The organism is Brevibacterium sp. RIT 803, assembly GCF_016892625.1.
Taxonomy (GTDB): Bacteria; Actinomycetota; Actinomycetes; order Actinomycetales; family Brevibacteriaceae; genus Brevibacterium.
Genome location: NZ_JAFEMW010000005.1, coordinates 369,416 through 383,669, shown reverse-complemented (window position 1 = coordinate 383,669; position 14,254 = coordinate 369,416). Strand labels below are relative to the sequence as shown.

The following is a 14,254-nucleotide window of genomic DNA, read 5'->3' as shown; positions in this document are numbered from 1 at the left end:
GAAATGACGATGAGATCCTACAGAAGCAGGAGAAGTTCGATGAATGAACTCACGATCGACGACATCGAGGCGGCCGCCGCACGGATCGCGGGGTACGTTCGCCCGGTCACGGTGGCATCAGCACAGCCTGGGAGTGCTTCCGACGCCCCGAGTCCGACGGCAGCAACTTGGTCCGCCCCGCCGAGCACCGACCCGAGGGGCTCAGGCGTCCACTTCGCCCTCGAGTTCATGCAGTACACGGGCACCTTCAAGGCCCGCGGGGCGCAGAACTTCATTCAGACGCACATTGGTCAGGGAACCTTCCCCGACGCCGGCGTCACGATCGCCTCGGGCGGAAACGCGGGCCTGGCCTGCGCCTGGGCCGCCCGCGAGGCCGAAGTTCGGGCGACCGTTTTCCTGCCGGCCAACGCCCCGACCGTCAAGGTCGAGCGACTGCACAGCTACGGCGCCGAAGTACGTCTGGTCGGTTCTGAATACGCCGAGGCGGCCCTGGCCTGCCATGAATTCGTCGAGTCCTCGGGGGCCTTGGCCTCCCACGCCTACGATCATCCGCTCATCGCGGCCGGCGCCGGCACAATGATGACCGAGATCCTTTCCCAGATCCCCGATCTCGACACGGTCGTCGTGTCCGTAGGCGGAGGCGGCCTGTTCGCCGGGGTGGCCACGACTGCCACATTCCATGGGGTGCGCACGGTTGCCGTCGAACCGAGGAACTGTCGCGCCCTGAACGCGGCTTTGGAAGCGGGCGAGCCCGTCGATGTACCCGTCGATTCCGTGGCGGCCGACTCCTTGGGTGCCCGACGAGCCACACCCTTGGCGGTCGCGGCCGCACAGAGCGACCTGGTCACCTCGGTGCTCGTCGACGATGCGCAGATCATCGAGGCTCGGCATCATCTCTGGGGTGAGCACCGCCTGGCTGTCGAACATGCGGCAGCAACGGCGCTGGCCGGCATCCACGGCTCAGGTGAATCCGAAGGCTATGTTCCGGAGCCCGACGAAAAGGTCTGCGTCGTGTTGTGCGGGGCGAACACCAGCCTCGGCGACCTCTGACCTCCAGTGTGGGTCATTGCGTCCGGCCGCCGACAGCTGGATTGGGCGGACGCTCATGGTTGATCAGCCAGTTGTCAGCGCCGTCAGTCCTTGGACTTCAGTGATGCTTTGATCAGGTAGAAGATGCCGACCGCGACGATGACGGTGATGAGCGCCTTGACGAGGAACCACGCGATTGAGAAGGCGACGTTGACGACCCACCACGCGATGATGATCGCAATGATCGCGCCGACGATGCTCCATACGGTACTCATCTTCATGTCTCAAGATTAGGCGGCGCGGTGTGAGCGCGCAATTGCCACCACCCGACCGTCGTCGCTGCTCAGCACGATTGGGAAACCGCCACTACGCGTTCCCGGATCGCCCGAGCCGACCAGCGTCCGTCGGCGAAACCGACGTCGATCGGGTGCTCGAAGGCCGCGCTGACCTGGTCGGTGCTGAGCACCTCGGCGATCTCACCTGCAGCGGTGAGCCGCCCGTGGGAGATCAGCATCGCGTGGGATGTGGACTCCGGGATCTCCTCGAGATGGTGGGTCACCAGCAGCGTCGTGAGCTCCGGCGAGGTCACGGACAGCGAATCGATCGTCTCCAACAGCTGTTCGCGGGCGGCCACGTCGAGGCCGGTGGTCGGTTCGTCGAAGAGGAGGAGCTGCGGCTCGGCGATGAGAGCTCGAGCGACCAGCGCTCGGCCCCGCTCCCCCTGGGACAGCACTTTCCAACCCGCGTCCGCACGGGAGGTCAGCCCCACCTCGGCGATAAGGTCATCGGCCCTCGAGATCTCGTTTGGGCTGGGTTCCCAGCGTAGGGGGCGTTCGATCGTGCCGGTCAGGCCGGTGAGGACGACCTCTCGCACGGACAGGTTCGAGCGCAGAGGGTGGCGCGGATTGACGTGCCCGATATGACGGCGCAGAGCCTGGAGCTCGACCCGACCCATACGGTCGCCGAGGATGTCCACAGTCCCGGAGGTAGGGAAGACTTGCGCCGAGGCGAAGCTGAGAATCGTCGACTTCCCCGCTCCATTAGGGCCGATGAGGACCCAATGCTCGCCTTGCCCGATAGCCAGATCGATGCCGTGAAGGATCTTCGTCTCTCCACGTCGGAAGGTCACTTCGCTGAGTTCAAGGACCGTCGTGCCCACCTTGTCCACACTCACTTTCCTCGTCATGATCGCGTCGCTGCAGCAGGAACCACCTGCGCCAGTCGGGGCCGGCTCCCGGTTGGGGCCGATCCGATTCTAGGTCGATCGCTCGCCGAGGTGGGCGTTCTCGGGCAGGACGATGTTCCACATCATGGATAGCTCTGCCGCAGCAATCCACCGCGGGCCCGAGCCCAACGCTCACGATGCGTCATTGTCGGGGCCAGGGTGCCCTGACGTCGGTGCCGACGGTGCCGACGGTGCCCGTGGTCAGTGCAGCGTCGGCCGGTAGACGAGCTCCTCGACGCCGCCTCCCAGCGACGTGCGGTCGAGGAGTTCGAGATCGAAGTCCTGTGATCCGGCGAAGATCGGCTGGGTTCCGGTGCGTCCGGTGATCACCGGATAGATCGTCACCTGCAGCCGGTCGACGAGGCCGGCGCCCATCAGCGCACGGTTCATCGACAGACTTCCGTGCGAACGAATCGGCACATCAGACTCCTCTTTCATCTGTGCCACCACCTCGGGCGCGTCACCGTCTGCCACGGTGGCCTGCGGCCAGTCGAGCGGCTGGCTCAGCGAGGTTGAGATGACAGTTGTCGGCAGGCTGCGCATTGCACTGACCCAGGGATCGAGAACATCAGGGAAGTCCTCGGTGTTTGCGAGCATGGCGGCGAACTCGCGGAAAGTCGTTGCACCGAGGACGAGCCGATTGGGTCCACTGTAGAGCTCGAGTCGGTGGTCGAGGAGTTCAGGTCCCTGCTTGCCCCAGTAGCCTCCCCAGTCGCCGTCGGGACTGACCGAGGCGAACCCGTCGAGGCTCGAGAACACGTCGAAGGTGTATGTGGCACTCATGATTGCTCCTCCCAGAGCGGATGCGGTGCCTTCAGTGTGCGCCCTCCCCAGACCGTTGACCAGTCCTCCCCAGGCCGTTGACTGGGCCAGGGCTGTTGACTGGGCCAGGGCTGTTGACCAGCGCGGTCAGCCGAGAGGGCCTCCGCGTTCCGGCGTGGGAGTGAGGCCGTCGAGAACGACGTCGAGCATCGCTTCACGATACTCAGCGTCGCCTGCAATGGCCGAAAGCGCGACCAACATCTCCAGTATCTGTTCGAGTTGAACGTCCTCACGCAGCTGACGGGCGCTCAGCGCAGCATCGAACAGCGGTCGACCCACAGCGATGACTCGCGACCTCGTGTCATCGAAGATCGGACTGTCTCGGTTGAGCTGAGTCAGCAGTTCCGCGGCAAATTGCTTCTTGCCAGCGGCAAAGCAGTAGAACTGGCGCAGCCACGTCCGAAATGCTGCTCCCGGATCGGAGCTCGGCAGGGACTCGGGCGGAGCGAAGGCGATGTCGGCCTCATTGGCGTAGAGCGCTTCCAAGAGGTCGAGACGACTTGGGAAATTCCGATACAGGGTAGCCATACCGACACCCGCACGCCGCGACACTTCGGCGAGCGACACGGTGTTATCGGATTCTGCGAAGACTGCTCGCGCCGCGGTGAGTATCTTGTCCCTATTGCGCTTGGCATCGGAGCGCTTCGGGCTCGGTGACGAAGATTTCAGTGACATCTCTTCCAAGTGGATAGGCTCTCCGGTAAGGTTAAGTGGACAAGCTATCCACTTGCCTCGCAAGTCTATCCGAGATTCGCCACCGTCGGGTGGCCCCACCGAAGGAGCTCCATGCCAGAGACAATGATTGCGCTCGTCACGGGCGGCAACAAGGGAATCGGCCGCGAGATAGCACGCCAGCTCGCCGACCTCGGACACACCGTAGTGATCGGCGCCAGAAGCGCCGCCAACGGCGAAGAGACGGCTGCCGAGCTGCGAGCGGCCGGCGGAGACGTCACCTCGGTGACCCTCGACGTCACCGACGCCGCATCGGCAGCTGCGGCGGCCGACTCCGTCAAGGACCGGTTCGGACGCCTGGACGCGCTGGTCAACAATGCCGGGATCAGCGGACGGCCGGGCGCCGACTTCGCAGGACAGTCACCTGCCTCCGCGAACGTCGACGACATCCGCTTCATCTTCGAGACGAACGTCTTCGGAGTCGTCACTGTGACAACCGCATTCCTTCCGCTCCTTCGCCTCTCTGAGAGTCCGCGCATCGTCAACGTCTCCAGCAGCGCGGGATCGCTGACCTTGACCTCGGATTTCAACCAACCCGATCCGATCGCTCTCGGATATGTCCCTTCCAAAACGGCACTCACTTCGCTGACAATCCAGTACGCGCGAGGACTGGCCCCGGAGAAGATCCTCGTCAACGCCGTGTGCCCGGGATTCGTCGCAACCGACCTCAACGGATTCCGCGGCCAGCTCACCCCAGCGCAGGGAGCTGCCCAAGCAGTCCGGATGACAACCATCCCCAGCGACGGCCCGACCGGAACATTCACCGACAACGACGGCCCCGTGCCCTGGTAACGATCGGCCCCACAGTCACGATCGGCTCTCCGCTCCAACGAGCATCCGTCAACCGACAGTGATCGAGCACCTGCCAACCGACAGTGATACGGCGGGTACCGTGCGCGGGTGCAAGATGACCATAATGGAAGCATGCACAACGGCGCCGACCCCAATGACGAACACCGGATGAAGATGCGTGGGAAGATCCTGCGACGGTCAGCGTCGTTCAACGTCGCCCACGCCGTCGACGACCTCGAGCCCGGCACCGGCGCCCAGAGCATCCAGCGAGCGCTGACCCTGCTCAACCTCGTCGGGCTCATCGCCGGCGAGCGCAGCAGCGGAGCCAGCCTGTCCGAGGTCGCCTCGATCAGCGGCCGCCCCAAGGCCAGCGTCCACCGAATGCTCCAGGCGCTCATCGCCATGGGATACGTCGAACGCTTCGAGGAGGGTGGCTACCGCCTCGGCGTGCAGTCGCAGATCCTCGGCCAGCTTGCTCAGAAATCTGTCGATCCGCTGGTCACGGAGTCGGAGTCGAGCCTGCTGCGCTTGGCCGAGCTGAGCCGGGACACAGCCTTTCTGACTCTGCGCACCGGCAACTACTCGATCTGCGCCCGCCGCGAGGAGGGCTTCGGTGAGATTCTGAACAACGCCCTGTCCGTGGGCGATCGCCACCCGCTGGGCATCGGCGCGGGCAGTCTCGCGATTCTCTCCGAACTCTCCCCTGCCGAGGTGGACGCCCAGTTCGAGGCCAACGCCCAGATCTTCGCCGAACGGTATCCCAAGGTCTCGGTCACGCAGCTGCGCGACATCATCGACCGGGCCCGAGTCGACGGCTTCGTCCACAATCCAGGCCTCTTCGCCCAGGGGTCGTGGGCCGTGGGCGTACCGCTGCGGATCCGCGGCAGCCGCCCCCGCGCGGCCCTGTCGATCGCGAGCATCGCCGACCGCGTCACCGGCCCCCGCGTCGAACGCCTCGTCGCTCTGCTCCGTCGCGAGGCCAAGGCCATCGCCGAGGCGCTGGGCACACAGGCCGATCCCTGATCACCGGCTTCGCACCGACACCACGACTCATCCCGCCGAGGCGGCCTCCAGTCGCGTGGCCACCGCACTCAGGATCTCGCCCAGCCAACCCACGGCCTCAGGATTCGGGCCCGAACGGGTCACGAACGAGACCCGGCGCTGCCCCAGATCCTGCTTGGCCGGCCTGAGGACGACGTCGAAGTCGGTGTCCACGGCCACCTCTGTGGTCAAGGCGCATCCGAGACCTTCGGCCACGAGCCCGTGGATCATGTAGAGGTCGTCGCTGCGCATGAGTTCGCGCAGCTCGTATCCCAGTCCCCGGGAGATCCGCCGCAGCACCCGCACGGACGCTTCCGACTCGTTGTGGCTGAGCACCCAGTCGACGTCACTCATCGTCGCGAAGTCGAGGATCTCGTAGCCGGCCAGTTCTCCGTTGTCGGCGACCATGACCCGGTAGGGCTCGTCGAGGAGAGTGCGCAGCCGCAGCTCGGGGCCCGCGAATTCAGGCAGCTCGGGAATGTCGTAGATGAGGCCGGCGTGGACCTCACCGCTGTGGAGCATCCGCACGACCTCGCTGGGTTCAGCCTCGACGACCTCGACGCGCACGGACGTCCGCTGCTGGAGCTCTGTGATTGCGGCGGGGAGCAGTCGTGAGCCGATCGAGGAGAACGACCCGACGCGCAGGGACACTACGCCGGCATCGCGTTGTGCGGTGATGAGCTGCTCGGCCCGATCGATGCGTGCCAGAACCGGTTCGATCTCTTCGACAAAGGACTCGCCCAAGGGCGTGAGTCGAGTTCCGTTCCGTGCCCGGTCGACGAGCTTGACCCGCAGATGGGATTCGAGGGTACGCAGGTGATGGGTCACGGTCGGGACCCCGTGTTCGAGCACCTCGGCGGCCCGGTTGAGGCTTCCCTCGTCCCTGATCGCTATGAGCACCCGAAACTGCTGCAGATTCATCATGGCATAGACACTATGTCACGGTGATAGATATCTTGCTATATCCTAGAAAGCTTTCGACGCCTAGCGTGGGACTCATGCTCGCCGAATCCCATCTGCACCCGGACACCACAGCCACCGCCATCGACCCTCGCCAATACACCGCGCCGTATGCCGAGGCGGTGCGCTCCTTGGCCGCCGAGGATTGGCAGCGCCTGCATGTGCCCGCCCACCAGGGCAGCCGCGACCATGCGCCGGGACTGGCCGAAGTCGTCGGTGAGGCTGGCATGAGCATCGACTTCCCCATGCTCTTCAGCGGTGTGGACCAGGAGAACTGGCGGATGATCAACCACGATCGGGTCACGCCGATCATGGCCGCCCAGCAGCTCGCCGCCGAGGCCTGGGGCGCAGCCCGCACCTGGTTCATCACCAATGGCGCCTCCGGCGGCAATCACATCGCAACGACCGTTGTGCGCGGTTTGGGGCGCGAATTCGTCCTCCAGCGCAGCGTCCACTCCTCGGTCATCGATGGCGTCACTCACGCCGAACTGCGCCCGCACTTCATCCACGGTCGCGTCGATCCTGGCCTCGGCTCCTCACACGGTGTGACGCCGGCCCAGGTCGAGTACGCACTGACCGAGCATCCGGGGTCCGCAGCCGTCTACCTCGTCTCCCCCAGCTACTTCGGCGCTGTGGCAGATATCGGCGCCATCGCCGAGGTGGCCCACGCTCACGATGTTCCCCTCATCGTCGATGAGGCCTGGGGCTCCCACTTCGGCATGCACCCGCAGCTGCCCGTCAACGCTGTGCGCCTCGGTGCCGATCTCGTCATCTCCAGCACCCACAAAGGCGCCGGATCTTTGGCGCAGTCCGCGATGGTCCACCTCGGCCGCGGGCGGCAGGCACAGCGCATCGAAACGCTTGTCGATCGAGTCGTGAAGTCCTATCAGTCGACCTCGTCCAGTGCCATCCTCCTGTCCTCCCTCGACGAGGCACGCCGTCATCTCGTCATCCACCCGGAGGCGATCGACGAAGCACTGGCCACCGCCGAGGAGATCCGAACTCGAGTTCAGAACGACTCGAGGTTCCGCGACGCGACTCCCGATATCCTCGGCGGCCATGATGCGATCGCCAACGATCCGTTCAAGGTCGCCATCGACACCCGAGGCGCCGGGATCACCGGCGCTGATGCCCAGTACCAGCTCATCCGCGACCACCGGATCTACTGCGAGCTGGCGACCCCGTCGGCGCTGCTGCTTCTCATCGGCGCGACATCTCCCGTCGACGTCGAACGATTCTGGACCGCACTGCAGGAACTGCCGCGCTCCGAGTCCGAGCCGGAGCGTCCCATCGTGCTGCCCGGCAGCTGCGAGAAGCGACTGGAGATCAGCGATGCCTACTTCGCGGCGCCCCAGACCGTTCCCTTCGCCGAGGCTGTCGGCAGGGTCTCGGCCGATGCTCTGGCCGCGTACCCGCCCGGCGTGCCCAATGTTCTGCCCGGTGAGGTGCTCAGCGCCGAAGTCGTCGACTTCCTTCGCGCCACGGCCGCGGCACCGTCCGGCTATGTCCGCGGAGCACAGGATTCGAGGATGGACACCTTCAACGTCGTGGCTGAGTCGGACTGAACCTCCTGCGGTAGCGTGAGGAGCATGCCTGTTGCCGACGAACCCGCTTCCGTTTCCCTGCCCGCAGACGAGCTGGAGCGCCTGTGCTTCGCTGCGATTCTCGCTGCGGGCGGATCAGACCGTTTGGCGGCATCACTGGCAGCTGCCACGGTCGCGGCGGATCGGCGCGGCAAGATCCAGGTCGGTACGTCGCACCTCTTCGACTACCTCGACGGTCTCGAGTCCGGTCGGATCAACGGTGCCGCCAGTCCGAAGTCCGTCAACCGATTGCCGGCGACCCATCTTGTCGACGCCGATGGAGGCATCGCCCAGCTCGCCTTCGACGAGGTGTTCGATTGCTTCGCGGACTCAGCCGCCAGCCTGGGCATCTCGATCCTCAACGTCATGAATGCGTTTCCCGCCGGTGAGCTCGGCTATTACACGATGCGTTTGGCCCATCGTGGTCTCATTGCCATGGCCGGAGCGAATTCGTCAGCGCTCATGTCACTCTTCGGCAGCCGCGACACGGTCGCCGGGACGAACCCGTTCTCCTTCGCGCTCCCTCACTCGCAGGGGCCGCGCATGTTCGATCAGGCCAGCAGCGCCACGGCCTGGGTAAACGTTCGCGGAGCCGCCGAGCGTGGGGCGTCGATCCCCGAGGGGTGGGCGCAGGCTCCGGATGGGACTGCGACGACCGATCCTGAGCAGGGACTGGCCGGCTCGCTGCTTCCCTTCGGCGGGGTCAAGGGCAGCAATCTTGCCCTGATGATCGAACTCCTCGCAGCACACGGAGGCGCGAATTTCTCGGTGGATGCACCATCTATCGACGAGGGAACGACGACTCCCGGAACCGGACTCTTCGTGATCGCAATCAGCGCTGATGCCTTCGACTCGGAGTACCCGTTCCGGGTCGAAGAGCATCTGGCGAGACTCGAGCAGGATTTCGGAATCGACTTCGGGCGCAAGCGCGACGACGCAGTCATCGACCTGCCCCGAGACACCCACGCGGCACTGCTCGAGCGGGCCGCTCGCTAGATCCGCGGCCGTCTCATGGACTACCCCGGTACAGGTTGGCGTCGAGGGTACAGCTGAGCGTCGAGAGCACAGCTGAGCGTCGAGAGCACACTCCCCAGAGTCTGCTCTCGAGGCTAGGGTCGCCCCACGATGACATGCAGCGGGGCTGCGCCCCGGCCCCACAAACTCACCGCAGGACGACGGTGCGCTTTCCCGACAGGAACACGCGGCCGTCGCAGTGCCACTTCACGGCATTGGACAGCGCCTTGCACTCGGCGTCACGGCCAGCGGCAACGAGGTCTTTGGGCCCGAAGGAGTGGTCGACGTCGACGACCTGCTGGGCGATGATCGGGCCCTCGTCGAGTTCGCTGTCGACGAAGTGTGCGGTCGCCCCGACAGTCTTGACTCCCCGCTCCCATGCCTGATGGTAGGGCTTGGCGCCCTTGAACGATGGCAGGAACGAGTGGTGGATGTTGATGGCCTTGCCCGTCAGCTCACGCGCCAGGTCATCGGAGAGGACCTGCATATAGCGGGCGAGGACGACGAGATCGATCTCGAAGCGGTCGACGAGATCGAGCAGCTTCGCCTCTGCCTCCGGCTTCGTCTCCTTGGTCACCGGGATGCGGAAGAACGGGATGTGGTGCCATTCGACGAGTTCACGGTGGTCGGGGTGATTGGACACCACGGCCGCGATCTCGATGGGCAGCTCACCGATCTGGGACCGGAACAGCAGGTCATTGAGGCAGTGCTCGAACTTCGAGACCATGATGAGGACCCGACGCTTCTCCCCCTGCGGCCACAGCTTCCACGTCGCCTCGAACTCGGAGCCGATGCCTTCGAAGTCCGTGCGCAGAGCATCGATCGAGGCCCTCGACTCGTCCTGGAGACTGAAGTCGATCCTGAGGAACAGGCGCTCGGCGAATTGGTCGTCGAACTGCTTGAGCTCCTTGATGTCACCGCCGTGGGTGAGAAGGGCTCCGGTGACGGAATGGAGAATTCCCGGCCGTTCGTCGCATTCCAGGGTGAAGACGTAATCCTGCATATCCACTGCTTCCTTGCTCGATGGGTGTACTCAATCATTGGGTGAGAAGCTCACCGTGGTCAATTTCAGACGTCGGCGACGAACTCCGCCATGCCGTCGAGCAGCCAGCGGACCGCGAAGTCCGCGAAGCTGGCCCGCGGGTAGATCCGATATTCGAGCTCCGATGAGTGGTGCACGATGATCGGAACAGGGCCCATCTGGGTCGAGATCGCAGTGCCGATGCCGAAGACACGCGGGTGCAGATCGGCGCGGATGCTCTTCTCAAGGACCTCTCTTGCCTTCGTCCCGGTCAGTTCGAGGATCGTGCGGTTGGCCGAGAGATCCACGGCCTGTCCTGGCAGACCTTCGAGGGCCGCCTCGGCGACGAGGGTCTCCCCGGGCCGCTGCTGTCGGGAGACGTCGACGGTGAGGAATTCATCAGGGCTCAGCCACAGTGTGTGCAGGCTCGCGGCGTCGCCGGTGACCTCGCCCACCCGCTGCGGCAGGGTGATTCCGAGCGCAGATTCGAGCGCCTCCGCCGAGGCGGTTCCGGGGGTGGCGCGCAATCCGAGTTGGACAGCGAAGCATCGTTCTCGCAGGCCAACGGCCTGTCCGCCGTTGGCGGTGGAGGTGGCCATGTCTTCGGCGAGGTGGGCTGCCGGTGAGACGCGGAGTGCATCGAGCACCTCGGCGGGGGTGTCGAAGTTCTGCTGGGTTCTCTGGGTGGTGTCAGCCATCGCGGCGGTTCCCTTCTGGATCGTAGAAGACGGGTGAGGTGATCTCGACATCGACGAGTTCGCCGCCGACCGGAGACTGTGCGATCTCGCCCATCCGGTTCCGGCCGTTCTCGACGAGCGCGAGGCCGAAGGGCCGGTCCATGCTCGGGGAGATGTAGGAGGAGGTGACATGGCCGATCATCGGGACCGGTCCCGCCTCGGGGGTCACCGGGGTGCCTGAGGTGATGAGCTGGGCACCCTCGGCCAGTCGTGTCGTGCCGTCGACCGGGAGCACCCCGACGAGGTGCTTGCGGTCCTCACGGGATGTATCGACCCGTGAGTAGGAACGTTTGCCGATGAAGTCCTTGAGCTTCGAAACGATCCAGTCCATGCCCGCGTCCTGCGGGGTGACGGTCCCATCGGTGTCCTGGCCGACGATGATGAAGCCCTTCTCAGCACGGAGAACGTGCATGGTCTCGGTTCCGTAGGGGGTGATGCCGAACTCGGCGCCCGCCTCGGCGACGGCTTCCCAGACGGTCAGTCCGTAGAAGTTCTCGACGTTGATCTCGAAAGCGAGCTCCCCGGAGAACGAGATGCGGCAGATGCGAGCCGGGATGCCGTTGGCCAGTGTGGTCTCCCTGAATCCCATGAATTCGAAGGCCTCATTGGACACGTCCAGATGCGGGGCCAGTGTGGCGATGACTTCGCGGGACTTCGGGCCGGCGACCGCAACGGTCGACCATTCTTCCGTCACCGAGGTGAAGACGACGTCGAGTTCGGGCCATTCGGTCTGGTGCCATTCCTCGAGCCACTCCAGCACGGTCGCTGCGCCGCCGGTGGTCGTGGTCATGTAGTAGCGGTCCTCGGCCACACGCAGGGTCACACCATCGTCGAAGACCATCCCGTCGGGCTTGCACATGAGTCCGTAGCGTCCCTTGCCGACCTTGAGCTTGGCGAAGCCGTTGGTGTAGATCTGGCCGAGGAACGTGCCGGCGTCGGTACCGCGGATCTCAATCTTGCCCAGAGTCGAGGCATCCTGGAAGCCGACCGATTCGCGCACAGCCTTGCATTCGCGCAGCACCGCCGCGTCCATGTCCTCCCCGTCGGCAGGGTAGTACCAGGGCCGCTTCCACTGACCGACGTCTTCGAATTCGGCACCGTGGGCGATGTGCCAGGGGTGGATCGAGGTGACCCGCGCCGGGTCGAAGAGCTCGCCCTTGCGCCTGCCGGCCAGCGCCGCGAACGGCACGGGCGCGAAGGGCGCACGGAAGGTCGTGTGGCCGACCGAGCCCAGGTCGGATTCTCCCAGCACCTGCGCGATCGCACCGATGGCGTTGACCGCGCTCGTCTTGCCCTGATCATTGGCCGTCGAGATCGAGGTGTAGCGCTTGATGTGCTCAACCGAGCGCATGCCCGCGTTCATCGCCCGCTGCACATCGGCAACGGACTGATCACGCTGGAAGTCGATGAAATGCGTGGTCAGTTCGGTGTGGTCGGCGCCTGCAGAGGTGACCAACCACAGTGGGCGGGCATCGGCATAGGGCACCGACGCTGAGGTCGGGAGGTCGATCACGGCAGGGAATCCGGTGTGCTCAGCGGCCGCATTGCCGGCTTCGGCGCCCTGCCGGAGGGCCGCATCCAGCGAGTAGTCGCCGTTGATCGCACCGACGGTGAACTGATCGCGCACAGGTGCAGTCGGAACGAAGGCAGCGATGTCGGCTCGCCATTCGATGGACCCTTTGCGCTGCCCGTGCAGGTGGATGACGGGAGAGAATCCGCCCGCCACGGCCAGCAGGTCCACGTCGATGACCTCGGTGTCGCCGGTGGCCACACCGTCTTCGTCGAGGCCCGAGACCGTGATCGCACTGATGCGTCCGGCAGGCCCGTCCCCTGCGGTGTCACTGACTGCAGATGCGAGGATGAGCCGGGTTCCGGTTTCCCTGGCAACGTACTCTGCCATCGCCGAGGCGGTTGTCCGCGAGTCGATGATCGCCGGCACCTCGATGCCTGCCGTGTGCAGATCGGCGAGCAGTTCGTATGCCGAGTCGTTCGTCGCAGCGATCGCGACGGAGCGTCCTGCGGCGACGCCATAGCGGTTGAGGTAGGTGCGCACGGCCGAGGCGAGCATGATGCCCGGACGGTCGTTGTTGGCGAAGACGATCGGGCGTTCATGGGCTCCGGTGGCCAGCACGACCTGCTGGGCGCGGATATGCCAGACCCGCTGGCGGGTGCCCGGGCGGGAAGGACCGCCGCTGGCTGCGGACGCACCCTTGGCATTGTCGCTGCCCCGTGCACCCGCTCCCCCGTTTTCAACGAGCTCAAGAGTGCGGTCTTCGAGGGCGACGAAGTAGTTCGAGTCGTAGCTGCCGAAGACGGTCGTGTTCGCCCGGTAGGTCAGTTCCTCCGCCTCGGCGAACGAGGCGACGGTGGACTCGATCCACTCGGCGGCGGGCATGCCGTCGACGCTGACTGCCGAACTCGACAGCAGCGACCCACCGGGAGCGGACCTGTCGTCGAGCAGCAGCGTTCTGGCCCCCGACTTTCCAGCCTCACGTGCCGCGGCGAGTCCGGCGGGACCCGCGCCGATGACGAGCACATCGGTGTGGACGTGCTTGTGTTCGTAGACCAGTTCGTCCTGGCCGGGATCGAGGATGCCGAGACCGGAGAGGTAGTCGGCCTCGAGTCCTTCGGTGATCGGCACGCGAGTGGCGGGCAGCATGGATTCGCTGACATCGCCGGGGATGCGACCCTTGACCCGGACGAGGGCGTTCGACTCCTCGATTCCGGCGCCGAGGATGCCGCGGGCTCGGCCCAGGTAGGTCGAGTTGCCGCAGTCGATGCGTCCGGCGGCAATGAGCGCGCTGGCGATCGTGTCACCGGCGAAACCCGAGTACTGCCGACCGTCGACGCTGAAGCGGATGGGACGCGTACGGTCGATGCCGTTCGCGTTCTCGAGGCGCGTGTTCGTATCTGCGGTGGTCATCGTGCACCCTCGCCTTCTGCTGGAGTCGTTTCCGCTTCTGCTGGAGTCGGTTCCGCGGTCACCGGCTGCTGCGTCGCAGGGTCCGCAGCCGTCGGGCGGGCCTCGCCCATGGGATAGATGGCTGTGAAGTCATAGGTCACGGTGTCGCGGATGGCGTTGAACCATTTGCGGCACCCGAGGCTGTGACTCCACCGTTCGGCGTAGGCACCGCGGTCGTTGTCGCGGTAGAAGAGGAATTCGGCCCACTCTTTGTCGCTGAGCGCGTGGGGATCGGCCGGGTAAGCGACGTGTGCCTGGCCGCCGTAGTGGAATTCGGTTTCGTCGCGTGGCCCGCAGTGCGGGCAACTGATGAGAAGCATGGCAGGTCCTTCTGTC

At 65.3% G+C, this 14,254-nt stretch carries 14 protein-coding genes; 5 read left to right on the top strand and 9 right to left on the bottom strand.

Annotation, left to right across the window (positions count from 1 at the left end):
* The first annotated feature begins 39 nt into the window (after nucleotides 1–39).
* Nucleotides 40–1,050: a threonine/serine dehydratase gene (locus JTF07_RS17320; RefSeq protein ID WP_204235446.1), complete on the top strand. Its 1,011-nt coding sequence runs from the start codon at nucleotides 40–42 to the stop codon at nucleotides 1,048–1,050.
* 83 nt (nucleotides 1,051–1,133) lie between these two features.
* Here the strand turns inward: JTF07_RS17320 and JTF07_RS17315 are convergent, their stop codons facing one another.
* From JTF07_RS17315 to JTF07_RS17300, 4 genes are all read right to left on the bottom strand, one after another.
* The gene (locus tag JTF07_RS17315) at nucleotides 1,134–1,310 is read right to left on the bottom strand and encodes a hypothetical protein (protein ID WP_204235445.1); all 177 of its coding nucleotides are present in this window, start codon (nucleotides 1,308–1,310) and stop codon (nucleotides 1,134–1,136) included.
* Between the two features lie 62 nt (nucleotides 1,311–1,372).
* Nucleotides 1,373–2,215, bottom strand: a complete 843-nt coding sequence (locus tag JTF07_RS17310; RefSeq protein ID WP_204235444.1) for an ABC transporter ATP-binding protein — start codon at nucleotides 2,213–2,215, stop codon at nucleotides 1,373–1,375.
* 240 nt (nucleotides 2,216–2,455) lie between these two features.
* Nucleotides 2,456–3,037 (bottom strand): dihydrofolate reductase family protein, encoded by a 582-nt coding sequence (locus tag JTF07_RS17305; protein WP_204235443.1) that lies wholly within the window; start codon nucleotides 3,035–3,037, stop codon nucleotides 2,456–2,458.
* A 126-nt stretch (nucleotides 3,038–3,163) separates the two neighbouring features.
* On the bottom strand, nucleotides 3,164–3,751 hold the full coding sequence (locus JTF07_RS17300) for a TetR/AcrR family transcriptional regulator (protein WP_204235442.1): 588 nt from the start codon (nucleotides 3,749–3,751) through the stop codon (nucleotides 3,164–3,166).
* A 111-nt stretch (nucleotides 3,752–3,862) separates the two neighbouring features.
* Here JTF07_RS17300 and JTF07_RS17295 point away from each other — a divergent pair, with 111 nt between their 5' ends.
* Nucleotides 3,863–4,600, top strand: a complete 738-nt coding sequence (locus JTF07_RS17295; RefSeq protein WP_252199895.1) for an SDR family NAD(P)-dependent oxidoreductase — start codon at nucleotides 3,863–3,865, stop codon at nucleotides 4,598–4,600.
* A gap of 132 nt (nucleotides 4,601–4,732) precedes the next feature.
* On the top strand, nucleotides 4,733–5,623 hold the full coding sequence (locus JTF07_RS17290) for an IclR family transcriptional regulator (protein ID WP_204235441.1): 891 nt from the start codon (nucleotides 4,733–4,735) through the stop codon (nucleotides 5,621–5,623).
* Nucleotides 5,624–5,650: 27 nt separating this feature from the next.
* On the opposite strand, the gene JTF07_RS17285 is transcribed toward JTF07_RS17290, so the two are convergent.
* Entirely contained in the window at nucleotides 5,651–6,565 is a 915-nt protein-coding gene (locus tag JTF07_RS17285; RefSeq protein ID WP_204235440.1) for a LysR family transcriptional regulator, read from the bottom strand.
* 74 nt (nucleotides 6,566–6,639) lie between these two features.
* On the opposite strand from JTF07_RS17285, the gene JTF07_RS17280 reads away from it, so the two are divergent.
* The gene (locus JTF07_RS17280; RefSeq protein ID WP_213018896.1) at nucleotides 6,640–8,166 is read left to right on the top strand and encodes an aminotransferase class I/II-fold pyridoxal phosphate-dependent enzyme; all 1,527 of its coding nucleotides are present in this window, start codon (nucleotides 6,640–6,642) and stop codon (nucleotides 8,164–8,166) included.
* A 24-nt stretch (nucleotides 8,167–8,190) separates the two neighbouring features.
* The gene (locus JTF07_RS17275) at nucleotides 8,191–9,180 is read left to right on the top strand and encodes an Ldh family oxidoreductase (RefSeq protein ID WP_204235438.1); all 990 of its coding nucleotides are present in this window, start codon (nucleotides 8,191–8,193) and stop codon (nucleotides 9,178–9,180) included.
* A gap of 166 nt (nucleotides 9,181–9,346) precedes the next feature.
* On the opposite strand, the gene purU is transcribed toward JTF07_RS17275, so the two are convergent.
* From purU to JTF07_RS17255, 4 genes are all read right to left on the bottom strand, one after another.
* On the bottom strand, nucleotides 9,347–10,201 hold the full coding sequence (gene purU, locus JTF07_RS17270; protein ID WP_204235595.1) for a formyltetrahydrofolate deformylase: 855 nt from the start codon (nucleotides 10,199–10,201) through the stop codon (nucleotides 9,347–9,349).
* Nucleotides 10,202–10,266: 65 nt separating this feature from the next.
* Entirely contained in the window at nucleotides 10,267–10,917 is a 651-nt protein-coding gene (locus JTF07_RS17265) for a sarcosine oxidase subunit gamma (RefSeq protein WP_204235437.1), read from the bottom strand.
* Nucleotides 10,910–13,879: a 2Fe-2S iron-sulfur cluster-binding protein gene (locus JTF07_RS17260; RefSeq protein ID WP_204235436.1), complete on the bottom strand. Its 2,970-nt coding sequence runs from the start codon at nucleotides 13,877–13,879 to the stop codon at nucleotides 10,910–10,912. The genes JTF07_RS17265 and JTF07_RS17260 overlap by 8 nt, the downstream gene beginning before the upstream one ends.
* Nucleotides 13,876–14,238: a sarcosine oxidase subunit delta gene (locus JTF07_RS17255; RefSeq protein ID WP_204235435.1), complete on the bottom strand. Its 363-nt coding sequence runs from the start codon at nucleotides 14,236–14,238 to the stop codon at nucleotides 13,876–13,878. The genes JTF07_RS17260 and JTF07_RS17255 overlap by 4 nt, the downstream gene beginning before the upstream one ends.
* Nucleotides 14,239–14,254 lie beyond the last annotated feature (16 nt).